Source organism: Lentzea sp. CA-135723 (assembly GCF_050936595.1).
In the GTDB taxonomy this organism is placed as follows: domain Bacteria; phylum Actinomycetota; class Actinomycetes; order Mycobacteriales; family Pseudonocardiaceae; genus Lentzea.
Map to the genome: position 1 here is coordinate 4,400,755 of NZ_JBNJMK010000001.1, position 24,898 is coordinate 4,425,652.

The window sequence follows — 24,898 nt, forward strand, 5'->3', positions numbered from 1 at the left end:
TTCCCGCGGGCCGGCCCTTGTCGTGGGAGCGCTCGCACGCTAGCTTGGCTCCCGCACCAACGTCGCCGCCGAGTCCACTGTGGAACGGAGCGGCATGAAGACGTTTGCAAGGCTCACCGCAACACTTGTCTGCGCGGCGGCGTTGATCACGCCGGGCACCGCCCAGGCCGCGGACCTGAACGACCCGGTGCTCAAGGACATCGCGATGCAGCTGGTGTCCAGCGCGGAGAACTCCTCTTTGGACTGGCGGGCCCAGTTCGGTTACATCGAGGACATCGACGACGGCCGCGGCTACACCGCCGGCATCATCGGCTTCTGCAGCGGCACCGGCGACATGCTCGACCTGGTCCGCCTCTACCGCGACTGGTCCCCCGGCAACGTCCTGGAGAAGTACCTCCCGGCCCTGGAACGCGTGAACGGCACGCCGTCGCACGACGGGCTGGACCCGAACTTCACCCGCGACTGGGAGTCGGCGGCCCAGGACGGCACGTTCCAGGGAGCCCAGGAGCACGAACGCGACCGCGTCTACTTCGACCCGTCCGTGAACCGCGCGAAGCAGGACGGCGTCCAGGCCCTCGGCCAGTTCATCTACTACGACGCGATCGTGATGCACGGTGACGGTTGGGGCGATCTGGACTTTTCGTCCATCCGCCGGCGTGCGCTGAACACCGGCGCCCGCCCGCCGGCCCAGGGCGGCGACGAAACCCAGTGGCTGCACGCCTTCCTGGACGCGCGGGCGTGGACCATGAGGCAGGAGCCCGCCCACGAGGACACCAGCCGCGTCGACACGGCTCAGCGCCGCTTCCTCGACGAGGGCAAGCTGAACCTGGAACGCCCCCTCCAGTGGCACGTCTACGGCCAGCAGTTCGACATCAGGTGACCTGACCTTCCGGCGGAAGCGTTTGCCTGGCAAGCGTTTCCGCCGGATTGTTGGCGCTATGGGCAATTGTCCGTTTCGCGAATTAGTAAAGACTCTTGCCAATAAAGGTCTGAACCCCTTACCGTTGCTCCCACGCCGCCCGGGCCCCCACAATCCCTGCCCCGGAGGGAACTTCGTGAAAATCACTGGTCGCCTCGCGGCCGCACTGCTGACGTGCGCCGCTCTCTTCACCACCACCGTTGGCACCGCCTCGGCAGCCAACCTGGACGAGCCGCGCCTCAAGGACATCGCGATGCAGATCGTGTCCAGCGCGGAGAACTCCTCCACGGACTGGAAGTCCCAGTTCAGCTACATCGAGGACATCGACGACGGCCGCGGCTACACGGCGGGCATCATCGGTTTCTGCAGCGGCACCGGCGACATGCTCGACCTCGTCGAGCTGTACAAGACCAAGAAGTCCGGCAACGTCCTGGAGAAGTACCTCCCGGCACTGCGCAAGGTCAACGGCACCGACTCGCACTCGGGCCTCGACCCCAACTTCACCAAGGACTGGAAGACCGCGGCCAAGGACTCCGTCTTCAAGGCGGCACAGGAGTCCGAACGCGACCGCGTGTACTTCAACCCGGCCGTGAAGCAGGGCAAGGCCGACGGCGTGCGCGCCCTGGGCCAGTTCGCCTACTACGACGCGATCGTCGTGCACGGCGACGGCGGCGACAAGACGAGCTTCACCAACATCCGCAAGCGCGCCCTCGGCAAGGCCAAGCCCCCGTCACAGGGCGGCAACGAGACCACGTGGCTCAACGCCTTCATGGACGCCCGCGTGTGGGCCATGAAGCAGGAGGCGGCCCACGAGGACGTCTCCCGCATCGAGACCGCGCAGCGCGTCTGGCTGAAGGCGGGCAACTTCGACCTGAAGACCCCGCTGAAGTGGAAGGTCTACGGCGACAGCTTCACCATCAACTAGGCACCACAGCAGAAGAGGGGCGCTCCCGCGGGAGCGCCCCTCTTCGCGTGTCCGGGTTCTAGAGCTGCGTCCAGTCCAGCACGGGCGCGGCGAAGTCGCGGATCGAGGCCAGCAAGCCGAGCCGCGCTCCCTTGACCTTCTCGTCCTCGGCCATCACCAGCACCTCCTCGAAGAAGGTGTTGACCGGCCCGGTCAGCCCCTCGGCAGCAGCCACAAAAGCCGCCAGCCCGACGACATCCCGAGACACCCCGTCGAACGCCTTGTGCAGCGCCACTTCAGCAGGCTCGACCAACACCGAGGCGTCGTAAGAGGCCTCGACATCCGCAGGCACGATCCGCCGAACCCGCTGCAACGCCGCCACCAACGCGTCAAAAGACTCGTTACCGGCCAACGCCTCCAGCTGCGAAAGCGTCTCATCGGCCAGCACCGGCGAGTCGGCCAGCGGCAGCACCGCCTGCACGAACCGGTGCTCGTGCCCAGCATCCAGCAAGGCCTGCTCGTATCGCCGAACCGCGAACTCCCGAGCGGTCTCCAAGGCCTCAGCCGAAACCGAAAGTCCCTCAGCCGCAAGCGAAAGCGCCACCGGCAAAGTGATCGCCCGCAGGTCAGGGAACGCCCGCAGCACCGTCACCGCACCCAGCGCGGCCCGCCGCAACCCGAACGGATCCGAGGACCCGGTCGGCTGAGCACCGATCCCGAACAGCCCGGCCAGCAAGTCGAACCGGTCCGCCAGAGACAACAACGCCCCGGGCACCGACGAGGGCAGCGAGTCGCCGGCGGAACGCGGCAGCTCCATCTCCCACAGCGCCACCGCAACCTCAGGCGTCTCGCCCGCGCGCACCGCGTACTCCCGGGCCATCACACCGGCCAGCGAGGACAGCTCGATCACCATCTGCGACCCGAGGTCGAACTTCGCCAGCGCACCGGCCCGGTCCAGCGTCTCCCGGTCGACCTCGACCACACCAGCGAACCGACCGGCCAGCGAAGCGATCCGCGCGGCCCGGTCCGCCATCGACCCGAGCTTGTCCGCGAACGTCAGCTTCGCCAGCCCGGCCTTCATCTCCTCCAGCGGCGTCTTCAGGTCGGCCCGCCAGAAGAAGGCCGCGTCCTCGTACCGAGCCCGCAGCACGGCCTCGTTGCCCGCCCGGACCAGGTCGGCGTCGACCGACCCGTTGGCCACGGCGACGAAGTGCGGCAGCAACGACCCGTCCGCCGCACGGACCGGCAGGTACCGCTGGTGCTTGCGCATCACGGTCGTCAGGATCTGCGCCGGCAGCTCCAGGTACCGCTCCTCGAACGACCCGAGGATCGGCGTGGGCCACTCGACGAGGTTCGTGACCTCGTCCAGCAGCCCGTCGACCTCGACCACACCGCCGACCGAGGCCGCCAGCTCCTGGGCGGCGGACACGATCGCGGCGGCACGAACCGAGGCGTCGGCCTGAATCCCGTGCGAGGCGAGGAACTCCAGGTACCCGTCGGCGGACGCGACCGGGACCACCGGCGCGTCGGCGGTGCGGTGCACGCGCGTGGAGGTCCCGGCGGACAGCGACGACACGGCGACGGGAACCGGCGTCTGGCCCAGCAACGCGAGCAGCCACCGGATCGGCCTGGTGAACGACAGCTTCGGGTCGTTCCACTTCATGTTCTTCTCGGCCCGCAGGTCGAGCACGACCTCGGCCAGCAGCCCGCTCAGCACCTCGACGGCACCGCGCCCGGCGTCGGTCCTGGTCAACGCCACGAACTCGACGTCGTTCTCGACCACCCGGCCCAGCGCGGAGACCTCGACGCCCTGGCCGCGGGCGAAGCCCTGCACGGCCTTGGTCGGGTTCCCGTCACCATCGAACGCAGCCGAAACACGAGGCCCGCGCACGGTCCGCTCGGCATCGGGTTCGCGCGGAGAAACAGCAGGCACCACAACGACGATCCGGCGCGGCGTGCCGTGCACGGTCACCTCGCCGTGCGTCAGGCGGGTGGCGGAAAGCTTGGCACCAACGGCTTCCCGCACCGCGTCCACGGTCCGCAGGACCTCGGCGGGCGGCAGCTCCTCGGTGCCGATCTCGAACAGCAGCGTCGAAGGCGCCACGACGTCCTCGAAGGACGACGGCGCCGGCACGGCCCTCGGCAGCGTCGCGACACCGAGCGGGTGCCCGAGCTCGGCCCGGCGCTCCGCCCACAACCCGGCCACCTCGCGCGCCAGCCCGCGCATCCGGCCGAACGCACGCGCGCGCTCGGTCGTCGAGATCGAGCCGCGGGCGTCCAGCACGTTGAAGATGTGCGAGCACTTCAGCACGAAGCTGTGCGCCGGCACGGGAAGACGCGCGTCGAGCATCCGCCGCGCCTCGGCGGCGAACTCCTCGAAGAGGCGCTTGTTGGCCTCCACGTCGGCGTCGTCGAGGTAGTAGCGCGACATCTCGTACTCGGCCTGGCCGAACGCCTCGCCGTAGGAGATGCCGGGCGCGTAGGCGATCTTCTTGAAGTGGTCGACGCCCTGCAGCGCCATCATGATGCGCTCGATGCCGTAGGTGATCTCCACCGACACGGGGTCGAGCGTCATGCCGCCGGCCTGCTGGAAGTACGTGAACTGGGTGATCTCCAGCCCGTCCAGCCAGACCTCCCAGCCGAGGCCCCAGGCGCCGAGCGCGGGCGAGGCCCAGTTGTCCTCGACGAAGCGGACGTCGTGCGCGCGCACGTCGATGCCGAGCGCCTCCAGCGAGCCGAGGTAGAGCTCCTGCGGGTCGCCCGGGTCGGGCTTGAGGATGACCTGGAACTGGGTGTGCGTCTGCAGCCGGTTCGGGTTCTCGCCGTAGCGGGCGTCGTCGGGCCGCACGGACGGCTCCACGTAGGCGACGCGCCACGGCTCGGGACCCAGCACCCGCAGGACGGTGGCGGGGTTCAGCGTTCCCGCCCCGACCTCGGTGTTGAACGGCTGCACCACGATGCAGCCTCGGTCGGTCCAGTACTTGGTCAGCGCGAGCAGCGCGTCCTGCATCGTCAACACGGCGACGAGTCTACGAAACAGATAAAACCGCTGGTCAGGGGGTCTGAATCGGGTGGTCTCCGCCACTGTGTCACCCTGTGCACAACCGAGTGGACCTCCCGCACGTCTACTTGGGGTACCCGGATGTGCTGAGAGGAGTGGGTGTGGACAACCGGCCGCCGCGGCCAGGAGACCCGAACGGGAATCCCAGGCGACCTTCCGCCACCCCGCGCCCCCAAGGGGGCCAGCCCCGCCGCCCGCAGACGCCTCCGCGCGCCGCTGACCAGCCGCCGAGCCGGCAGCCGGGCCGGGCGGAGCCACCGCGCAGGGACCCCCAGAAACGCGCCGAACCGCCGCGCGGCCAGTCGGCGAACCGCGGCGAACCTCCGCGCCGGGAGCCCCAGAAGCGCGCGGAGCCTCCCCGCCGCGAGCCCCCGCGCCGCGCCGCGGACCGCGACGAGCCTCCCCGCCGCACGTCGGCGAACCGCTCAGAGCCGCCGCGCCGCGCGTCCGTCGGCCGCACCGACCCGCCCCGCGCCACGTCGTCGGCGCCGCGCCCGCGTCCGGTCGCCGACCGCCCGACGGTCCGCACGACCCCCGCGAAGGCGAAGGCCGAAGCCGCACCCCGCCCGCGTCCCAGGCCCGCCGCGGCCCGCAGGCCGAGCACCGCCCAGCGTGGCGCGTCCACCGGCGCCAAGATCTTCCTCAGCATGCTGTCCGCCACGATCCTGCTGGTCACCGGCATCGCGTGGCAGAACCTGACGGCGCTGACCGACGGCCTGACCAAGCAGGACCTGAACCTCGCCGACGCCGGGGAGAAGCCCGCCGACGGCGCGATCGACATCCTGCTCGTCGGCATGGACAGCCGCACCGACTCCAAGGGCAACCCGCTGCCGCAGGAGATCCTCAACGAACTGCAGGCGGGCGGCAGCGACGACGGCGGTTTCAACACCGACACGCTGATCCTGCTGCACATCCCGAACGACAGCGGCAAGGCCTACGCCGTGTCGTTCCCGCGCGACTCCTACGTGAAGATCGCGGGCGGGTTCGGCCGGCACAAGATCAACTCGGCCTACGGCTACGCCAAGAACCAGGCCGCCGAGAAGCTCCAGGGCAGCGGCAAGAGCGCGCCCGACGTCGAGATGGAGTCGCGCAAGGAAGGCGCGAACAACCTCATCCAGACCATCCAGGACCTGACCGGCGCGACGATCGACCACTACGCCGAGGTCAACCTGGTCGGCTTCTACGAGATCACCAAGGCCATCGGCGGCATCGACGTCTGCCTCAACACCAAGGTCCGCGACAGCTTCTCCGGCGCGAACTTCCCGGCGGGCCAGCAGACCATCGAGGGCAAGAACGCGCTCGCGTTCGTCCGCCAGCGGCACGGCCTGCCGATGGGCGACCTCGACCGCGTCGTGCGCCAGCAGGTCTTCATGGCGGGTCTCGCCAAGAAGATGCTGTCGGCGGGCGTGCTCACCGACAGCACCAAGCGCAGCGACATGATCAAGGCCGTGAGCGGCGCGATCGTGCTCGACGACGGCTGGGACATCACCAAGTTCGCCCTGCAGATGAAGGACATGACGGGCGGCAACATGACGTTCCAGACCATCCCGACCGGCAACCCCGACCTGCAGACGCCCGAGGACGGCTCCGCGGTCGAGGTGGACGCCGCCGAGGTCAAGACGTTCGTCAAGAACCTCGGCAAGGCACCCGCGTCGAACGCCCCCGCCGACCCGAAGTTCGACAAGGCCTCGGTCACCGTGGACGTCCGCAACGCCTCCGGCCAGCCGGGTCTCGCGGCCACGGTGCTCCAGTCGCTCACCGCGAAGGGCTTCACCGGGGGTCAGACGGGCAACGCCGACGCCATGACGAAGTCGGTCGTCCGGTACGGCAAGGGCGGCGAGACGGGTGGCAACGCCGTCGCCGAGGCCCTCGGCGGCATCAAGACCGAGGAGGACGTCAACGTGCCCGCCGGCGCGGCGCGCGTCTTCCTCGGCTCCGACTACGCGGGTCCCGGATCGCAGGGTTTCGCCGGGTCGGGAGTGCTCGCCCTGGACGGTGCGCGTCAGCAACCGGCTGACCCCGCGGCCCCTCCGCCCATCTCCGCAGACGGCGTGCGCTGCGTAAACTGATACTGAGAGTAGAGATGTATACCCCGTTCGGGGGATTCTCCCAGTAAGTTGCGTAAGCGACGAAGCACCAGCGCCTTCCATCACCGTGAGACCCGCTCACGGGGTGGAGGGACCAGTGCAGACTGCGAACGGCCAAATCGACACAGCGGCGTACCAGCGCGTGCTCGGTGATGAGATCCGCAGCCTTCGCAAGCAGCGCGGATGGACCCGCAAGGAACTGAACAAGCGGTTGCAGACCGAGATCTCGCTGCAGACGCTCGCGACGTACGAGCTGGGCACGCGGCAGTGTTCCGTCGTGCGCCTGGTGGAGATCTGCCACGCCCTGGACGTTCCGGCGCACGAAGTCCTCGCTCGTGTGCACGAACGCTTCTTCGGCGACACCCCTGCCGGGCACCTGTCGCTGAGCCTCACCGCGATCGCCGCGAGCGACAACCCGCGCATCCTGCCGTTGAAGCGGTGGGCGGCGGGCCGGCTGCACGCGTTGTCGCCGGGCACGTCCCCGGAGATCCACCTCGACCTGCCGGCGTTGGAGAACATGGCTCAGCTGTGCCAGTTGCCCACCGTCGAGCTGATCAGGATCCTGCGCGGACTGAGCCGGTAGACGTATCGAACCTTCGTTCACACCAACGCAACGACCGTCCGAAAGGGGCGAATCCCAACGCCGGTAGAGTCTTCAGGGTGAACGATTCCCCCGCCCGCCTCCCTCTGCGGACCGCAGCCGCCGTGAAGCTGGGCAACCTGAGCTCCACGTTGTCGCAGAAGATGGGCCTCGGCGCCGGTGGCATGATCGGCGGCCGGGTCGCGCTGAAGCTCGACCCGCAGGCGCTGGGCCGCCTCACGCAGGGCCGCACCGTCGCCGTCGTCACGGGCACCAACGGCAAGACCACCAGCACGATGATGCTGGCGAGGGCCGTGGGCGCGCTGGGCGAGGTCGCCACGAACCACAGCGGCGCGAACATGCCCGACGGTCACGTCACGGCGCTCTCGAAGCAGCCGGACGCGCCGTACGCCGTGCTGGAGTGCGACGAGGCCTACTTCCCCGCCGTCGCGGGCGCGAGCAACCCGTCCGTCGCGGTGGTGCTGAACCTGTCGCGCGACCAGCTCGACCGGGTCGGCGAGGTCCGCACTATCGAACGCTCGCTGCGCGACGCGATCAACAAGCTGCAGAACTGCACGATCGTCGCCAACTGCGACGACGTGATGGTGACGAGCGCGGCTTGGAACGCCTCCAAGGTCGTGTGGGTCGCGACCGGCACCGGCTGGCACCACGACTCGGCGAGCTGCCCGCGCTGCGGCAACCCGATCCGCTGGCAGGGCGAGCACTGGCACTGCACCGGCTGCGACCTGGCGCGCCCGCACCCGAACTGGATCACCGCCGACGAGGCCATGATCACGCCGGAGCACCGCAAGCTGGAGCTGCGCCTCACGCTGCCGGGCAAGTTCAACCAGGCCAACGCCGTCATGGCGGCCGCAGCGGCCAACGCGATGGGCGTGCCGGCGGACGAGGCCGTGCGCCGCCTGCGCGGTGTCTCCAACGTCAGCGGCCGCTACCGCACGATCACCCGCAACGGCCGCAGCGCGCGCCTGTTGCTCTCGAAGAACCCCGCGGGCTGGAGCGAGACGCTCACGGTCGTCAAGGAGGCCAACCACCCGGCCGTCCTGGTGATCAACGCCCAGGAGGCCGACGGCCGCGACCTGTCGTGGCTGTGGGACGTCCCGTTCGAACGCCTGCAGGGCCGCACGGTCATCGCGTCCGGCGAGCGCGCCACCGACCTGGCCGTGCGCCTCACGTACGCCGAGGTCCAGCACACGATCGTGCCGGACCCGCTGAAGGCCATCGACCAGATGCCCCAGGGCGCGGTCGAGGTCATCGCCAACTACACCGCGTTCCGCGACTTGAATGCCAGGGCTGCCGCTGATGAGTGAGTCGACAATCCAGATCGCGCTCGTGCTGCCGGATCTCCTCGGCACGTACGGCGACTTCGGCAACGCCGTGGTCCTCGAGAAGCGCATGACGTGGCGCGGCATCAAGGCCGAGATCGTGCCGATCAACTACGGCCAGCCGGTGCCGGACTCGTGCGACATCTACGTCGTGGGCGGCGGTGAGGACACCGCGCAGACGCTGGCGGTGAAGCACCTCCGCGAGCACCCCGGCCTGCAGCGCGCCGTCACGAAGAACGCCGTGGTGCTGGGCGTGTGCGCCGGCATCCAGATCTTCGGCGAGAGCTTCACCCGTGCCGACAACGTCACGCACCCCGGCATGGGCCTGATCGACTCGTCGTCGCACGCGGGCGGCAGCCGGGCGATCGGCGAGGTCGTGGCAGAGCCGATCAACGGCCTGTTCGCGGGCCCGCTGATCGGCTTCGAGAACCACCAGGGCCGCACCACGCTGGGCCCCGCCGCCCGTCCGCTCGCGAACGTGAAGGTGGGCACGGGCAACGACGGCAGCGTCGAGGGCGCCGTGCAGGGCCGGATCGTCTGCACCTACCTGCACGGCCCGGTGCTGCCGCGCAACCCGGCGCTCGCGGACATGCTGATCGAGTGGGCCACAGGCACGAAGGTCGCGCCGATCGACCTGCCGGCCGTCGCCGCTATGCGTGCGGAACGGGTGAAGGCAGCTTCATAGCGACACCCGGCCAGATCACGGCCATCACGTAGTCGGTTGCGAGCGCGGGTCCTACCTTGGGCCTGCGCTCCATCCACACCGCGAGCCGTTCCGTCGCGCCGACGACGATCTCCGCGAACGCCTCGGACTCCAGCGGGTCGATGTCCGGCGTGAACGACGCCAGGACGGCCCCGATCATGTCCGTCTGCTGCTGACGGATGCCCTCGACCTCCTCCTGCGCCGACGGCACGGCCACGGCCGCCTCCTGCCGCAGCAGCGCCCACGACCTGCGGTGCTCGTCGATGAACTCGAAGAACGCGAGCAGCCCGAGCCTGAGGAACTCCTCGGGGTTCCGCGCGCCCGAGATCGCCGCCGCCGTCTTCTCCCGCAGCTCGGTGCGAGCGCGGTGGATGCACCCGATGAGCAGGCCTTCTTTGGAGCCGAAGTACTCGTAGAGCATCGGCTTCGAGACGCCGACGCGTTCGGCGATCTCGTCCATCGACGTGGCCAGATACCCCTGCTCGGCGAAGATCTCCTCCGCGACGGTGAGCATTTGAGCCATGCGCTGGGCCTTGGGCATGCGGCGCCGCGGAGCAGTCACGAAAGGAGTCTACCGCTCGTAACTTACTTCGAGTAACCTACTGCGAAGTAGCCACCGCGAGCGGAGGGACTCCCCCATGCACCGGACGACGAAAGTGCTCGTCATCGGCACCGGCTTCTCCGGCCTCGGCATGGCCATCGAGCTGAAGCGCCGGGGTGAGCACGACTTCGTGGTGCTGGAGAAGGCGGCCGACATCGGCGGCACCTGGCGGGACAACTCCTACCCCGGCTGCGCCTGCGACGTGCCCTCGCACATGTACTCGTTCTCGTTCGAGATGAACCCGAAGTGGTCGCGGATGTTCGCGCGGCAGGGCGAGATCCAGGACTACCTGCTGCGCGTCACCGAGAAGTACCGGCTGCGGCCGCACATCCGGTTCAACACCAAGGTGTCGGGCGCGCAGTGGGACGACGAGGCGAAGCACTGGACCGTCACGACCGAGCACGGTGACACGTACACGGCCCAGGCGCTGGTGGCGGGCGTCGGCGCGTTGCACATCCCGAACGTCCCGGAACTGCCCGGCATCGAGAACTTCGCCGGCAAGGCGTTCCACTCGGCGCAGTGGGACCACGACCACGACCTGACCGGCAAGCGCGTGGCGGTGATCGGCACGGGCGCGTCGGCGATCCAGTTCGTGCCGAAGATCGCGGGCCAGGTCGCGTCGATGAAGATCTTCCAGCGCACCCCGCCGTGGATCATGCCCAAGGCGGACAGGTCGATCAACGGCTGGGAGCAGAAGCTGTTCCGCGCCCTGCCGTTCACGCAACGGGCGTACCGCAACTTCGTGTACTGGACCCGCGAGTCGTCCGCGCTGGGGTTCGCGGTGAACCCTCGCATCATGCAGTTCGCGCAAGGAATCGCGTTGCGGCACATGAAGAAGCAGGTGCCGGACCCGGAGCTGCGCCGCAAGCTCAAGCCCGACTACACGATGGGCTGCAAGCGCGTGCTGATCTCCAACGACTTCTACCCCGCACTGGGCTACCCGAGCGTCGACCTGGTGACCGACAAGGTCTCCGAGGTGCGCGAGAAGTCCATCGTGGACAGTGCGGGCGTCGAGCACGAGGTCGACGTCATCATCTACGGCACCGGGTTCCACGTCGTCGACTCGTTCGACTACCTGGACATCCAGGGCAAGGGCGGTGTCGACCTCGCGAAGCAGTGGCGCGAGAAGGGGATCGAGACCTACTTCGGCATCACGGTCTCGGGCTTCCCCAACCTGTTCTTCCTGCTGGGCCCCAACACCGGACTCGGGCACAACTCGGTCGTGTTCATGATCGAGTCCCAGATCCGGTACATCTCCCAGTGCCTTCAGCTCCTCGACCAACACCGCGCAGCGGAGCTGGACGTGCGGGTGGAGGCCCAGCAGGAGTTCAACCGCGAGATCCAGCAGAAGCTCACCAAGGGCGTGTGGACCCAGGGTGGCTGCAAGAGCTGGTACCTCGACGCGCAGGGCGTGAACCGCACCGTGTGGCCGGGATTCACCTGGCGGTACTGGATGCGGACCAAGCGCGTGCGCGCCGAGGACTACGTCCTGACTACGGCTGCACGATGACCTTCAGGGCGGTCCGCTCGTCCATCGCCTGGTAGCCCAGGGCGACGTCGTCGAGCGAGACCGTCCGGTCGAAGACGGGGCCGGGGTCGATGCGGCCGGCGAGCACGTCCGCGAGCAGCTCGGGCAGGTACGCGCGCACCGGCGCGACGCCACCGCCGATGTTGATGTTGCGGCCGAACAGCTTGCCCAGCGGCAGCCCCGGCATCTCGTGCGGCACGCCGACGTACCCGATCCTGCCGCCGTCGCGCACGATGCCCATCGCGGTCTCCCACGACTGCTCGGTGCCGACGCACTCGAGCACGGCCGACGCGCCGAGCCCGCCGGTCATCTCCTTGATGCGCTCGATCGCGGCCTCACCGCGTTCGGCGACCTGGTCCGTGGCGCCGAAGAGCTGGGCGATCTTGGCCCGGTCCTCGTGGCGTCCCATCGCGATGATCCGCTCGGCGCCGAGGCGCTTGGCCGCGAGCACACCGCACAGGCCGACCGCGCCGTCGCCGACGACCGCGACCGTGCTGCCCGGCCCGACGCCCGCGCCCACGGCGGCGTGGTGCCCGGTGCCCATGACGTCGCTCAGGCTCAGGAACGCGGGCAGCAGCTGCGCCGGCGCGTCCGCGGGAACCCTGACCAGCGTGCCGTCGGCCTGCGGCACCCGCACGGCCTCGCCCTGCCCGCCGTCGCTGCCCTTGCCGCCCCAGAACCCACCGGCCCGGCACGACGTCTGCAGGCCTGCCTGGCAGTACGCGCACGTGCCGTCGCTCCACACGAACGGGGCGATGACCCGGTCGCCGACCTGGACGCTCTTCACGTCAGCGCCGACCTCCTCGACGATGCCGAGGAACTCGTGCCCGATCCGCTGCCCCTCCTGTCGCTTCGCCACGCCGCGGTACGCCCACAGGTCGCTGCCGCAGATGCAGGCGAGCTCGACCCGGACGACGACGTCGGTGGCCTCCTGAACGGCCGCGTCCGGCACCTCCTCGACGCGGATGTCCTTGGTGCCGTAGATCGTCGTAGCCCGCACTCCGAGCCCTCCTCATGTCGCGTTGCCCAACCGTTTCATCGTCCCCCCGTCCTCCGGTTTCCGCCGAATCGAGACACTGTGGAATTGCTTACTCATGCTTACTATCGAGAGCGTGATCACCGATCTCGTGCAGGCACGTGGCATCCGTTATGCGACGTCTTCCCGTTTCGCCCCACCGAGTCCGGTCGCCTGGGACGGCGTGCGCGGTAGCACCCGCGGCCCGGCCTGCCCGCAGCCGCCGTCCGCACTGGTCGCCGTGGTCGGCAACTCGGTAGCGGGCCTGGAGTTCTCCGAGCACTGCCAGGTGCTCTCGGTCACCGCCCCCGCCGGCGCCGACGGCCTGCCGGTGATGGTCTGGTTCCACGGCGGCGCCTACCTGACGGGCAGCGGCGAGTCGGTCAAGTACGAGACGACGCTGCTCGCGTCCGAAGGCGTCGTGGTCGTCAGCGTCAGCTACCGCCTGGGCGTCTTCGGCTACCTGCGGGACAACCTGGGCCTGCAGGACCAGTTCGTGGCGCTGCGCTGGGTCCGCGACAACATCGCGTCGTTCGGCGGCGACCCGTCCAACGTCACGATCTTCGGCCAGTCCGCGGGCGCCGACTCGGTCTACGCCCTGATGCTGACCGACACCGAGTCCCTGTTCCACCGCGCGATCATGCAAAGCGCACCCCTGGGCACCCGCAGCCCGGAACGCCCTTCGATGACCGCGGCCCTGCAGGCAGCCGTAGAGGTGGACGCCACCACACCGATCGAGGACGTGCTGGCCGCCCAGGCCGCCGCCATGGCGTCAGTCGGCCCGCAGTTCGCCCCGTCCGGCGGCATGCCGTTCGCCCCCGTAGTAGAGGGAGACCTGGGCGCGGCCGCCTCGCGCGTAGAACTGCTCATCGGCCACACCGCGGACGACGGCAGCCCGTACGTCCCGAGCCGCGAGCACTGGGAGGCCGTGACCGAGCTGATCTTCGCCGCCGGCGCCCGCGCCTTCGCGGCGGACTTCGAGGCGGCGGGCGGCGAGGTCGCCACCTACCTGTTCAAGTGGGCACCGGAGGGCGCCCCGCTGGGCTCCTGCCACTGCATGGAGCTGCCGTTCCTGTTCGACCCGGAGTCCTGGCTGGGCGCGGGCATGCTGGCGGGCGCCAAGCCGGACCCCGACCTGTCGCGAACCATCCGCACGACCTGGGCAAGCTTCGCCCGCGAGGGCCTGACCGCCCTCCCGTCCCGCACACTCGAATTCGGCGAGTAACGCACCAAACGCGGCGTGTCACAACCGACACGCCGCGCCCACCCCGCTTCCCCCGCACCGCCCACCGACCAAGATCTCAAGTTGTCCACAGGCCGCAGTACTTCTGACCTGCGGCGATCGCATTCCGGCTAGGCTGTGGACAACTCGAGGAACGAAACCGGAGGCTCCGACGATGCGCCAATAGGAAGCGCGTGGGGGGCGGCGTGCACCTAGCTCAGCCGCGGCCTCGACGACCACCACCGCCGACCTCGGGTGCCCCAACGCCGGCCTCGGCACCGCCCGTCTCAGCACCGCCGCCCTCGGGGCCTTCCGCAGCACCGCTGTGTTGAGAGCTGGGGTGTCGGCAGCGGCCTCGCCCCACCCGCCGGGTTGTACCTCGCGGTTCGTCTCGCCCAGCCGCGGCCTCGAACGTGCAGAAGCGCCCGAGCGCTTGGCCCCAGCCGCCGCGCCCGCATCCCCTCGCCGCCGCGATCCCCTGCGAGCCCGCCGATCCCTGCGAGCCCGCCGCGATCGAGGCCGCCGCGATCCCTTGCGAGCTCGACAAGACCGTCCCGTGCGAGCAGCCTCGTTCCCCCGCTCCAAGCGGGAGCAGGCCTGCGACGCCGAGCTGTACGCCGACCTGCTCCTCACGTACTCAGACCACATCGGCCATCACCGCCCTGCCGACCCGCACCGCCCTGCCAACCCGCACCGGCTGACCGAAACGGACCGCGGTGCTGCGGCCGGCCGGTGCCCGACACAGGCCACGGCGGTCACGCGAAGCGCCACCTGACCCAGCCGGCCACCTCTACGCGCAGGTGATGCGCGGCGAGGCCCAGTCGCCGTGGTCGGAGTTGATGCCGTCCCCGGCGTCGGTCACCACCAGCCGCAGGGTCTCCGCACCGCCCAGCGACGCCGTCAGCCTCGCCGCCGCATCGCTCCCGGTCAGCCGCCCCGACTCCGCCACCTTCGCGTCGTCCGCGAACACCTGGAACACCACCGACCCGCGCCCCGCGGCCACCTCGTCGTCGACACCCACGTCCACGGTGAGCGAGGAGCACTTGCGCCCCAGGTAGAACTCGATCGACGACGCCGCGTGCGCCCCGAACCCGCGCGCGTGCCCGACGCCGTTGATCGCGAGCGGCCGCCCGTCACCGGCGCCCTGGCCGCCGACGGACCTGTCGATCTCGACGGGGCCCCAGCCGTTGGCCGAGGCCGACGCGCCGAACGCGGACAGGTCGGACACGCCGGACGGCGGGGTCGGGCGCGGGCCGTTTGACGACACGCGGTAGATCACCGTGCCGTGCGACGGGACCGAGGCCGAGATCGTGCCGGTGGTCGTGCGGGTCGCCTTGGTCCACAGGTCCTTCAGCACCGCCGGGCCGGTCATGCCGATCTCGGCCAGCGAGGTCGAGATCGTCTGCGTGGAGCCGGACTTGTTGAACAGCGCCACCGCCTTGTCGCCGCCCGCCAGCGGTTTGACGATGACGTCGACGCCCGTGGTGCCGGTGGTGCGGATCCGCTTGCCCTGCACGCCGAGCCTGTCCTGGTCGACGGCGATCACGTCGCGGTTCTCCAGGATCGTGAACGTGTCGGCGGAGACCTTGCGCAGGTCAGAGCCGATGAGCAGGGGCGCGGCCATGATGGCCCACAGCGAGAAGTGGCTGCGGTACTGGGTGGCGCTCATCTTGCCGTTGCCGACCTCCAGCATGTCGGGGTCGTTCCACCGGCCGGGGCCCGCGTAGGAGTCGAGCACCACGTTCTTCTCGTAGATGTCCATGGTGCGTGGCCAGGTGTCGTTGATGTCGCCCGTGGTGCGCCAGAGGTGTCCCGTGTCGGAGGCCCACTCCCACGGCTTGTTCTGGCCCCATTCGCAGAGTGAGAACACGATCGGACGGCCGGTCTTCTTGAGTGCGTCACGCATCTTGCGGTAGCGCTGCTTCGCGTCCACGCCCTGGTTGTTGCAGTTGTCGTACTTCAGGTAGTCGACGCCCCACGACGCGAACTGCTGCGCGTCGGACTCCTCGTGGCCGAGGCCGCCGGGGAAGCCGTTGTCCTTGTTGCAGGTCTTGGTGCCGGCGCTGGTGTAGATGCCGAACTTCAGGCCCTTGGAGTGGACGTAGTCGGCGACGGCCTTGATGCCGTTGGGGAAACGCGTGCGGTGCGGGACGAGCTTGCCCGCGGCATCGCGGGTCTTCTCGGCCCAGCAGTCGTCGATGTTCACGTACTCGTAGCCCGCGTCCTTCAGGCCCTTGCTGACGAAGATGTCGGCGATGCCCTTGACCATCGCCTCGTTGAACTCGGCCCGGCAGGCCGTGGTGTTCCAGTTGTTGAAGCCCATCGGCGGAGTGAGGGCTAGCCCGTCCGGCAACGCCGAGGCGGGCGCGGCCAAGCCGAAACTGACCATTGTGGACACTAGTGCCAGTGCGAGAGCGCGCATGGGAGTTCTCTTTTCGTCACGCGGGAGGACCGGGCTGTCCCGGCCCAGGTCGGTCAGGCGGGAAGGCCCCAGGGCTTGCCGGGGATCGAGATGGCGACCGGCCGCACGGCCAGGTCAGGACGGCGTCCGCGGACGTGCACCAGGACTTCCTGCCCACGCCGCAACGGGATCTCCAACGTCCCGTCGCCGCGGTCGCGGTACCGCACCGGGCTCACCACGGTGACCGGCCCGGAGATCCCGTGCCGCAACACCAACGGCTCACCCGCCCGGCTGCGCACGACCACGAACTCGGTCCGGCCACCGGCACGACGGGCCGTCACCGAGAAGCCGCCCTCGCACGAGTGGTCGGCGATCATCACGTCCGGCCACACCGACGGCACGGCCGGGAACACCCGGACGACGCCACCCCAGCTCTGGCACACGAAGTCGTGGATGGTCTGCGCACCCGACAGCGGCGTCTCGACGACCGGGCCTGCCTCCGTGTACATGGTGTTCTCCAGCACCGGGAAGCGTTTCGAAACGTCGAACATCCGGACGAGGTACGCGTACGCCTCGTCGCCGCGGAACATGCGCGCCGCGATCGAGCCGGACCCGGAGTAGCTGTAGCCGCGGTGCGCGGGCTCCAGGGACATCCAGTGGTGCAACGACTTCTCGATCAGGGCGCGGTTCTCTGGCTGGTCCCAGTTCACCGTCATCAACGGGAACGTCGCCAGCAGGTGCGAGAAGTGCCGGTGCGACACGGCGAACGGGACACCGGCGCCGACCATGAACCCGTTGGCGTCCACCGGGTACGGCACCAGGTCGCGCAGCACCTCCCGCCAGCGCGGCTCCAGCGGGTCGGCGATCCGCAGCAGCGCCGCCGAGTCGACCAACGTCTGGCAGCCCCAGCGGATCAACTGCAGGTCGTAGTTGCAGTCGGGCGCGTCGCCGTACTCGGGCGAGGTGGTGACGTCGAGGTGGAGCTTGCCGTCGTCGCCCTTCCGCAGGAAGTGCAGGTAGTAGTTGATGGAGCGGCGCAGCAGCGGGAACACGACATCGGACAGGATGCGCGCGTCCATGCTGTGCCGGTACGACAGCCAGACGTTGTGCAACGCCCACGTGAGGTTGCCGAGCTCCTTGACCCCGGAACCGCCGGTGCCCGGCTCGTACAGCGTGCCGGCGTTCGACGTGAACCGGTCCGTGCTGCGGCCGACGCCCGCGGAGTCGTGCCGGTAGGGCTCCTTCACGTTGCGCGCCAGCTGTTCCTGGTTGTCCTTCAGGGTGCTGGTGATCGCGTCCAGCTCCAGGTGCCCGGAGCCGTGGATCAGCCAGTACTCCAGCTGCACGTTCAGGTTCCACCAGGCCGCGGCCCACGGCGTCTTCTCGAGCCACGGCCCGGTCGTCGCCATCACCGGCCCACCGGCCCGCGACCCGGACGCCACCTTGTAGAGCTGGATCCAGTAGAACGCCTGCAGCCGCTGTTCCCCGAACGACAGGAAGCTCTTCCGGTAGTAGGTGTTCCACCAACGGCGGTGCGACGCGCGCGACACGCCTCGTCGCACGGCCCGCAACGCCATCGAGGCGGCGCCGACGGCCGGATAGGTGTGCGCGACCGACAGCAGCAGCCGTTGCGCACGGCCGGAGCGGTCGATCCGGAAAGCGGTTGCCGTCTGCCCACCCGCGTTCAACGCCCAGGTCACCAGCGTCTCGCGGCCGTCCGGCGCGGTCACCGGGTCCGGGTTGAGCACGTACCCGTCCGGCAGCGGGTTGAAGTCCGCGCGGGGCGGAATCGCCTTTGACGGCTCGAACGCGAGCACGGGCTGCTCGGTCCCGGAAGCGGTGACGTCCAACGAGAACACCGAGCGTTCGGAGTGGACGTAGGCGGCGAACGTGATCACGCCGAGCGAGGTGGTCACGGTCCCGCGCAGCTCCGCGTTCCACAGGTCGAGGCGCCAGTCGACGCCCGTGACCTCGCCGGCCGCCGTGATCTTCAGGTTCCCGACAGGAAGCCGGCACACGCCGAACTGGCTGCCGCCGGTGTCGCGGTGATCCTGCACGTCGGCGTGCTGCACGGTGAACCTGACGACGTTCCCCTCGGCGTAGACGACGCTGCCGAGCCGCCCGTCACCGAGGAACGGGGCCTGTCCGTACTGGGTCGGTGGCCGCTTCCAGACAAGATCCTGTGCCCCGATGAACTCTCGCCAGGCCCGTTCCGACATGCCGGAACACGTGAAGACCTCCGATGGCCCGGTCTCTTTCCCGGTCGCCACCCCCGACTGGCCCAGCAGCACCGCTGCCGTGGTCCCGCCGATGAAACCCCGTCTGCCAAAGACCATCGCTCACTCCTCGCCCGCGCATGACGACTACTCACGTTCAGCTGCGCGGCGAGGCAGCCTGGTCTGGACAAGTCGAAAGGTAGGAGTTCTGAGGCGTATCGCGCAAGACCCAACCAACAACAACACGAAACAACAACCGGGTGCTGCTCACCCTGCAAGATGGGCAAGACGCCTAGGATGTGCCGCCAAAGGGGCGGGGAGGACACGCACGAGCCGTGCCCTGGTACGAGGAGGTGGCATGGCCGTGTCGACAACGGCGTTCAACGAGGGAAGGGCCCCGCAGCGGGGTCGTCCTCGCGACGCCAGCAGGGACGACGCTTTACGTCAGGCGGCGCTGGAGGTGATGGCCGAGGTCGGGTACCGGGCGCTCACCATGGACGCCGTGGCCGCGCGCGCAAGAGCGGGCAAGGCGACGATCTACCGGCGGTGGGAGTCGAAGCTCGATCTCGTGATCGACACGTGCACCCAGCTCGCCACGCAGAACCTCGCGGCACCGGACACCGGCTCACTGGCCGGGGACCTGCGCGAGTTCCTCTCGTCGTTCGCCGCGTTCCTCTCGGGACCGATCGGCAAGGCGGCTCAGGCGCTCGTGGGCGAGCTGCCGCACGAGCCGGAGCTGGCGGCGGCGTTCCGGGAGACGTTCCTGATCTCGCAACGCGACGTGCTGCGCGGCATTCTCGACCGGGCCGCCGAACGGGGCGAGCTGCGCGCCGACGCGCCGCGAGGCATGGCCGTCGAGATCGCGGGCGCCGCGTTGATCTACCGGTTGATGCTGACCGGGGACCCGCTCGACGAGCCGTTCGTGGAGAAGGTCGTCGAGCAGGTGCTCCTGCCGTTGGTGCGGGTGTCCTAGCGGAACAGCTTGCGGACCAGCGCGAAGCCGACCACGGCGCCGACCGCGATCAGCGTGTACTTGACCTTGGGCTGGCTCAGCACGTCGAGCACGGACGACTTGCCCTGCTCGACGAGCTTCTGCGGGTTGGCCCGCTCGCTGAGCTCGTCCAGGGTGGCGGCCAGCGCGGCGCGAGCCTGCTCGATCTCGCGCTGGATGGTGTCGGGATCGCGAGCCACATGTCCTCCTAGCAGCGGTTCTGCCCGCAACCGTAGTGGACGGCCAGGACCGCGGCTTCGCGCGACCCGCGAGAGCGAGTCCACGGAGGGCCTATAGGCTTCTCCGCGAGGGGTCGTAGCCCAATTGGCAGAGGCACTGGGTTTAGGTCCCAGCCAGTGGGGGTTCGAGTCCCCCCGACCTCATTGATCTGCGGTTTCAGTGATTCGCCGCGGGGGCTGGCCCGCGGCGAACCGCCCTCAGGTTAGCGGCGGGGACACCGGGTGGATCCCCAGCGAACTGCTCCGCGAGGCGTTCGCGGCCGTAGAGCCGGACGGACTCCAGCTGCTCGAACCGGCCGGCCCCGGTGAACGTCAGCAGCGACTTCGCCACCAGTGCCGACAGCAGCACCAGCACCCGGTCCGACGGCAGGTCGCACGCCTGCACCGCGACGTCCAGGCCGAACCCTCCCTGCCCCTGCGAGATGCACCGGAAGACGTGCTGCTCGTCGGCGCTCAGCCGTTCATAGCTCCAGCCGATCGCGGCGCGCAGGCTCTGGTGCCGGACGGCGGCGGTGCGGTTGCCGCGGTTGAGCAGCTCCAGGCGGTCGTCCAGGCGCGCCAGGAGCTCCTGGACGGGCAGCACCGTCACGAGCCTCGCCGCGAGCTCGATCGCGAGCGGCAGGCGGTCCAGGCGGTCGCACAGGGCGGCGATCACGTTCCGGTCGCCGAGCCGCAGCCCCACCTGGTTCGCGCGGGCCCGGTCGGTGAACAGCTCCACGGCGTCGGTGATCGACAACGGCTGCACGGCGAACAGGACCTCGCCCGGCACCCGCAGCGGTTCGCGGCTCGTCGCGATCACCGTGAGGCCGGGGCAGCCGAGCAGCAGCGGTTCCAGCAGCGCCGCGCACTCCCGTGCGACGTGCTCGCAGTTGTCCAGCACCAGCACGGTCCTGCGGGCCGCCAGGGCGTCCACGAGCGTGCTCAGCACCGGTTCGGCGGGTTCGCCCAACGCCTCCGCGCACGCCCGCGCGACGTCACCGGCGGAGTCGAGCTCGACCCAGGTCGCGTCCTTCGCGAGCTCCCTGACCAACCGGCTCTTGCCGACGCCCGCCGGTCCGACGAGCGTCAGCACGCGGGTGGTGAGCCTGGCGAGACGGGCCAGTTCGGCGTCGCGGCCGATGAAACTGTCCAGTGCCGTAACGGGTTCGTGGACGCGCTGACGGTAGGCCCGTTGCCGGCAGGCGTTCGAGCAGTACCTCGCGTGTCTGCGCCGGGAGGTGGCGGTCGCGGTGCCGCAGATCGCACACGTCCCCACCAGGTCAGCCATCGAACACGATCGTAGTCAAACGATTACATGCCGGAAAGGCCTTTCCCCCGGTTGTGGACCAATGGCCCTCGACCGCGTATACATCGGATGTGTCGCCGCCGCGACCGACGTCTGGAAGGACTGGGCATGCGGTTGTCCACCGTGCGGCGACGCGTGGCGGGAGCACTCGTCGCCGCGCTCGCAGTGAGCGCGATAACTCCAACAGCAGCAGCACAAGACTCCCCGTGGCCGAAAGCTGTCGTGACGCTGTCGAACGGCGTCCCGAGCCTGTCGGTGACGCGCGGCGGCACCACGGTGCTGGAACCGAGTCCGTTGGGCGTGGTGACGGAAAGAGCGGATCTTTCGTCGGGTCTGCGGTTGACCGGACGGACCGAACGGCGGGTGGTCGAGCACTACACGGCGTCGTCCGGCAAGCAACGGCAGCGCTCGGTGGTCCACCGGGAGGAGCGCTACTCGTTCTCCGGAGCGGCCCGTTTGGATCTTGTCGTGCGGACCGCGGCGGACGGTGTCGCGTACCGGTACGAGGTCCCGGCAGGGCTGGGCGACGTGCTGCGCGAGACGTCGGCGTTCCGCGTTCCGTCCGCCGCGACCGGGTGGATCGCGAAGTACCGGCGTGACTACGAAAACCCGTTCGCGCAGACGAACGCGGCCGCCGCCGAGACGGCCGAGTACCTCCATCCCGCACTGTTCGAGACGAACGGTGTGTACGCGCTGCTGACCGAGTCCTCTGTGGACGGACGACACTCAGGCGCTCGCCTGGCGCACACCGCGGGATCCGGCCTCTACTCGATCAGGTACTGGGACGAGCGGGTGGCGGTGGACGGCGCCTGGCAGTCGCCGTGGCGCACCGTCGTCGTGGGCTCGCTGGCGGACGTGTCGGAGTCGACCCTGGTGGACGACCTGGCGCCGCGCTCGAAGGTGCGCGACACGTCGTGGATCAAGCCGGGCAAGGTGTTCTGGAGCTGGCTCGCGGGCGGCCGTGAAGCGGGCCAGAGCCTCGCGATGCAGAAGCAGTACGTGGACTACGCAGCAGCACACGGCTGGCCGTACGCACTGGTCGACGCGGGGTGGTACTTCGACCCGAACTGGGACTACGACCCGACGTGGGAACAGACGTCGTGGATCCCGTCCCTCATCTCGTACGCTGCCGCCCGCGGCGTGAAGATCCACCTCTGGGTCCACTACGACGAGCTCGACACCCCCGAGGAAAGCGCCACGCGGCTCGCCCTGTTCGAACGCTGGGGCGTGGCGGGCGTGAAGATCGACTTCATGGACTCCGACGGCCAGGACCGCTACCGCTGGTACGACCGGATCCTCGCCGAGACCGCTGCCCACCACCTGCTGGTCAACTTCCACGGGTCGACCATCCCGCACGGCGTCCACCGCACCTGGCCGCACGTGATGACGATGGAGGCCGTCCACGGCGGCGAGAAGTCCTCCGGCCTGACCGGCGCTCACCTGACCGCGCTGCCGTTCACCCGCGGCGTGGTCGGCGGCATGGATTACACGCCGCTGGCCTGGCACCGCCCGTCCCGCACCACGTCCGACGCCCACGAACTGGCGCTGACCGTGCTCTACGAGTCGGGCCTCGCCAACCTGGCGGGACGCCCAGAGGACTACGCGGCCCGCCCGATCGCCGAACGCTTCGTGGACCAGGTACCCACGACGTGGGACGAGACCCGCCTCCTGTCCGGCCGCCCGGCAGACCACGCGGTGTTCGCCCGCCGCTCCGGCGACCGCTGGTTCCTCGGCGGCGGCTACGCGGGCCAGGCCCGCACCGTCTCCGTGCCGCTCTCCCTGCCCGCGGGCCGCTGGCTGGTGGAGATCACCCGCGACGGCCCGTCCGGCCTGGTAGCGGAGTCCCGCACGATGCGGGCCGGCGACACCCTGACCCTCGACGTGACCACCAACGGCGGGTTCACGGCCATCGCCTGCCGAGCAGGCTCCCGCACCTGCACGCGCCCGATCCCCGCCATCCCGCGGACCTCGGTCTCGGCCTCCGCCCGCGGCTACGCGCTGACCGGCCTCTTCACCACCTCCGCCGACGTCCGCGACGTGACGCTGGAACCACGCGTGCCCACCGGCTGGTCGGTCCAGGGATCCCCCGTCACCACAAGGGTTCTCCGCCCCGGCCAGGCCATCTCCGGCAACTGGACCGTCGTACCTCCCGCAACCGCGGGCTACTTCGACATCCCGGTGGTCGCGTCCTTCAACAACGGCACGGAGTCGGAGAAAACAGCCCGCGTGCACGTGGTGCGCCCACTACCGGACGGCTGGTCCTACCTCTCGGACCACCCCTGGTCCTCAGCGACAGGAGGCGACGGCCCGGTGGAAAAGGACCTCTCCAACGGCGGCCCAGCTGCCAACGACGGCCGAGGAATCGCACTGCGCCGCACCACCTACGGCAAGGGCCTGGGCACCCACGCCAACTCGGAGATCACCTACGACCTGGCGGCCCGCTGCACCACCTTCTCCGCGTCCGTGGGCGTGGACGACGAGGCGGGCCTGGACGTGGCCCGCCAAAAAGCAGGCGGCACCGTGTCATTTCAGGTACTGGGCGACGGTGCAGTGCTCACCACAACGCCCACGCTGGGCGTGCGCTCCCCCGTCACCGACATGACCGCAGACCTGACCAACGTGAGGACTCTCACCCTGCGCGTCCTGGACGGCAACGACGGCACCCAGAACGACCACGCTTCTTGGGCGGACGCAAGGATCCTCTGCACCTAGGCGATCAACCCTGAGAGAGGGGTGGGGTTTCCCCCACCCCTCTTTTGCGGTTTACCCCAATGTCGGCCCCCACCACCATCCGTAACTTGGAAGCATGAACTTGGTCGACTGGGTCACCGACCTGATGCACACGGCCGGCGCCCCCGGAGCGGCCTTGGCCATCGCGCTGGAAAACCTCTTCCCACCCCTACCAAGCGAAGTCTTCCTCCCCTTGGCAGGCTTCACCGCCGCTCAAGGCAAGATGTCCCTGCTGGACGCCATCCTCTGGACCACCTTCGGCTCAGTGGCAGGCGCCCTCCTCCTCTATTGGGTCGGCGCCCTGCTGGGCCGCGACCGAGTACGAGCAATAGCAGCAAAAATGCCCCTCGTCAGGGTGTCCGATGTGGACAAAACCGAGGCCTGGTTCCTCCGCAACGGCTACCGAGCAGTCTTCTTCGGCCGCATGATCCCGGTCTTCCGCAGCCTGATCTCCATCCCGGCAGGCGTGGAACGCATGCGATTAGCCCCGTTCCTCGCCTACACGGCAGCGGGCAGCCTGATCTGGAACACGGCCCTGATCCTGGCGGGCTACCTGCTGGGCGACAACTGGCACCTGGTCGAGCAGTACGTGGGCATCGGCTCAAAGATCGTCCTGGCCCTGGCCGCAGTAGCCGTAGCCATCTTCGTGGCGACCCGCCTGACCAAGAACCGCACCAAATCCAAGGCCTAACCAAGCGCAAGCACCAAAGCGCGCGCACGCAACCGCAGTCGTCAACGCAACCCAACCACGCACGCAAACCAGGCGCGCGCACCCAACCGGACAGCCGTCGACGCACCCCAACCACCTACGAGTCCTGGCACGCGATGCCGCAGGCGAGCCCGAACGGGCTGTTCCCACTCCGGTCAGCGGTACAGCCCACCGATTGCGATTGGGGCTTGACTTTGGGTGCGAGGTGCTACCACTAGTGGCTCGGCCGGGCCTCTTTTCAGCCCGGCCTTTTCCGGTCCGACAAGCACCTCGCAAGGGCCCCGAAGTCAAGCCCCAATCGCCACCCCGCTCTTCGGCAGGACCTGCCGGACCACCCTCGCAACCACGGCCCAACCAACAAATC

General features: G+C 69.3%; 19 protein-coding genes and 1 tRNA gene. 13 read left to right on the top strand and 7 right to left on the bottom strand.

Annotated elements, in window-relative coordinates; all coding sequences use genetic code 11:
* The first annotated feature begins 94 nt into the window (after positions 1 to 94).
* Both ACQEU1_RS19660 and ACQEU1_RS19665 read left to right on the top strand, forming a co-directional pair.
* On the top strand, positions 95 to 880 hold the full coding sequence (locus tag ACQEU1_RS19660) for a chitosanase (RefSeq protein ID WP_433203496.1): 786 nt from the start codon (positions 95 to 97) through the stop codon (positions 878 to 880).
* Between the two features lie 175 nt (positions 881 to 1,055).
* Positions 1,056 to 1,844: a chitosanase gene (locus ACQEU1_RS19665; RefSeq protein WP_433203499.1), complete on the top strand. Its 789-nt coding sequence runs from the start codon at positions 1,056 to 1,058 to the stop codon at positions 1,842 to 1,844.
* Positions 1,845 to 1,902: 58 nt separating this feature from the next.
* Here the strand turns inward: ACQEU1_RS19665 and ACQEU1_RS19670 are convergent, their stop codons facing one another.
* Complete coding sequence (locus ACQEU1_RS19670) at positions 1,903 to 4,833, bottom strand: glycine--tRNA ligase (protein WP_433211594.1); 2,931 nt, start codon at positions 4,831 to 4,833, stop codon at positions 1,903 to 1,905.
* A gap of 86 nt (positions 4,834 to 4,919) precedes the next feature.
* Between ACQEU1_RS19670 and ACQEU1_RS19675 the strand changes: the two genes are divergently transcribed.
* From ACQEU1_RS19675 to ACQEU1_RS19690, 4 genes are all read left to right on the top strand, one after another.
* Entirely contained in the window at positions 4,920 to 6,953 is a 2,034-nt protein-coding gene (locus tag ACQEU1_RS19675; RefSeq protein WP_433203502.1) for an LCP family protein, read from the top strand.
* A gap of 115 nt (positions 6,954 to 7,068) precedes the next feature.
* Positions 7,069 to 7,554: a helix-turn-helix domain-containing protein gene (locus ACQEU1_RS19680; RefSeq protein WP_433203505.1), complete on the top strand. Its 486-nt coding sequence runs from the start codon at positions 7,069 to 7,071 to the stop codon at positions 7,552 to 7,554.
* Between the two features lie 77 nt (positions 7,555 to 7,631).
* A complete protein-coding gene (locus tag ACQEU1_RS19685; RefSeq protein ID WP_433203508.1) occupies positions 7,632 to 8,879 on the top strand; it encodes a MurT ligase domain-containing protein in 1,248 nt (415 codons plus the stop codon).
* Positions 8,872 to 9,579: a type 1 glutamine amidotransferase gene (locus ACQEU1_RS19690; RefSeq protein ID WP_433203511.1), complete on the top strand. Its 708-nt coding sequence runs from the start codon at positions 8,872 to 8,874 to the stop codon at positions 9,577 to 9,579. Before ACQEU1_RS19685 ends, ACQEU1_RS19690 begins: the two co-directional genes overlap by 8 nt.
* On the opposite strand, the gene ACQEU1_RS19695 is transcribed toward ACQEU1_RS19690, so the two are convergent.
* Positions 9,545 to 10,120, bottom strand: a complete 576-nt coding sequence (locus tag ACQEU1_RS19695) for a TetR/AcrR family transcriptional regulator (protein ID WP_433211597.1) — start codon at positions 10,118 to 10,120, stop codon at positions 9,545 to 9,547. The genes ACQEU1_RS19690 and ACQEU1_RS19695 overlap by 35 nt on opposite strands.
* A gap of 115 nt (positions 10,121 to 10,235) precedes the next feature.
* Between ACQEU1_RS19695 and ACQEU1_RS19700 the strand changes: the two genes are divergently transcribed.
* Complete coding sequence (locus ACQEU1_RS19700) at positions 10,236 to 11,708, top strand: flavin-containing monooxygenase (protein ID WP_433203514.1); 1,473 nt, start codon at positions 10,236 to 10,238, stop codon at positions 11,706 to 11,708.
* Here ACQEU1_RS19700 and ACQEU1_RS19705 read toward each other — a convergent pair.
* Entirely contained in the window at positions 11,692 to 12,726 is a 1,035-nt protein-coding gene (locus ACQEU1_RS19705) for a zinc-dependent alcohol dehydrogenase family protein (RefSeq protein ID WP_433203517.1), read from the bottom strand. The genes ACQEU1_RS19700 and ACQEU1_RS19705 overlap by 17 nt on opposite strands.
* 112 nt (positions 12,727 to 12,838) lie before the next feature.
* On the opposite strand from ACQEU1_RS19705, the gene ACQEU1_RS19710 reads away from it, so the two are divergent.
* Positions 12,839 to 13,966 carry a carboxylesterase family protein gene (locus tag ACQEU1_RS19710; protein WP_433203520.1) on the top strand — a complete coding sequence of 376 codons (1,128 nt, stop codon included), beginning with the start codon at positions 12,839 to 12,841 and terminating at the stop codon, positions 13,964 to 13,966.
* A gap of 553 nt (positions 13,967 to 14,519) precedes the next feature.
* A complete protein-coding gene (locus tag ACQEU1_RS19715) occupies positions 14,520 to 14,738 on the top strand; it encodes a hypothetical protein (protein WP_433203523.1) in 219 nt (72 codons plus the stop codon).
* 15 nt (positions 14,739 to 14,753) lie between these two features.
* On the opposite strand, the gene ACQEU1_RS19720 is transcribed toward ACQEU1_RS19715, so the two are convergent.
* The gene (locus ACQEU1_RS19720) at positions 14,754 to 16,385 is read right to left on the bottom strand and encodes an NPCBM/NEW2 domain-containing protein (protein ID WP_433203526.1); all 1,632 of its coding nucleotides are present in this window, start codon (positions 16,383 to 16,385) and stop codon (positions 14,754 to 14,756) included.
* A 53-nt stretch (positions 16,386 to 16,438) separates the two neighbouring features.
* Positions 16,439 to 18,700 carry a glycosyl hydrolase family 95 catalytic domain-containing protein gene (locus ACQEU1_RS19725; protein ID WP_433203529.1) on the bottom strand — a complete coding sequence of 754 codons (2,262 nt, stop codon included), beginning with the start codon at positions 18,698 to 18,700 and terminating at the stop codon, positions 16,439 to 16,441.
* 238 nt (positions 18,701 to 18,938) lie between these two features.
* On the opposite strand from ACQEU1_RS19725, the gene ACQEU1_RS19730 reads away from it, so the two are divergent.
* Positions 18,939 to 19,553 carry a TetR/AcrR family transcriptional regulator gene (locus ACQEU1_RS19730; RefSeq protein ID WP_355298867.1) on the top strand — a complete coding sequence of 205 codons (615 nt, stop codon included), beginning with the start codon at positions 18,939 to 18,941 and terminating at the stop codon, positions 19,551 to 19,553.
* Here the strand turns inward: ACQEU1_RS19730 and ACQEU1_RS19735 are convergent.
* Positions 19,550 to 19,771: a DUF3618 domain-containing protein gene (locus tag ACQEU1_RS19735; RefSeq protein ID WP_285638153.1), complete on the bottom strand. Its 222-nt coding sequence runs from the start codon at positions 19,769 to 19,771 to the stop codon at positions 19,550 to 19,552. The two genes, ACQEU1_RS19730 and ACQEU1_RS19735, sit on opposite strands and share 4 nt — an antisense overlap.
* A 109-nt stretch (positions 19,772 to 19,880) precedes the next feature.
* Here ACQEU1_RS19735 and ACQEU1_RS19740 point away from each other — a divergent pair.
* Positions 19,881 to 19,954: transfer RNA gene (locus ACQEU1_RS19740), tRNA-Leu, on the top strand.
* Between the two features lie 13 nt (positions 19,955 to 19,967).
* Here ACQEU1_RS19740 and ACQEU1_RS19745 read toward each other — a convergent pair.
* Positions 19,968 to 21,077, bottom strand: coding sequence for an ATP-binding protein (locus ACQEU1_RS19745; protein WP_433203533.1), 1,110 nt, complete (start codon positions 21,075 to 21,077; stop codon positions 19,968 to 19,970).
* 126 nt (positions 21,078 to 21,203) lie between these two features.
* Between ACQEU1_RS19745 and ACQEU1_RS19750 the strand changes: the two genes are divergently transcribed.
* Together ACQEU1_RS19750 and ACQEU1_RS19755 are read left to right on the top strand one after the other, a co-directional pair.
* Entirely contained in the window at positions 21,204 to 23,807 is a 2,604-nt protein-coding gene (locus ACQEU1_RS19750) for a glycoside hydrolase family 97 catalytic domain-containing protein (RefSeq protein WP_433203536.1), read from the top strand.
* A 94-nt stretch (positions 23,808 to 23,901) separates the two neighbouring features.
* Positions 23,902 to 24,516 (top strand): DedA family protein, encoded by a 615-nt coding sequence (locus ACQEU1_RS19755; protein WP_433203539.1) that lies wholly within the window; start codon positions 23,902 to 23,904, stop codon positions 24,514 to 24,516.
* The last annotated feature ends 382 nt before the right edge of the window (positions 24,517 to 24,898 follow it).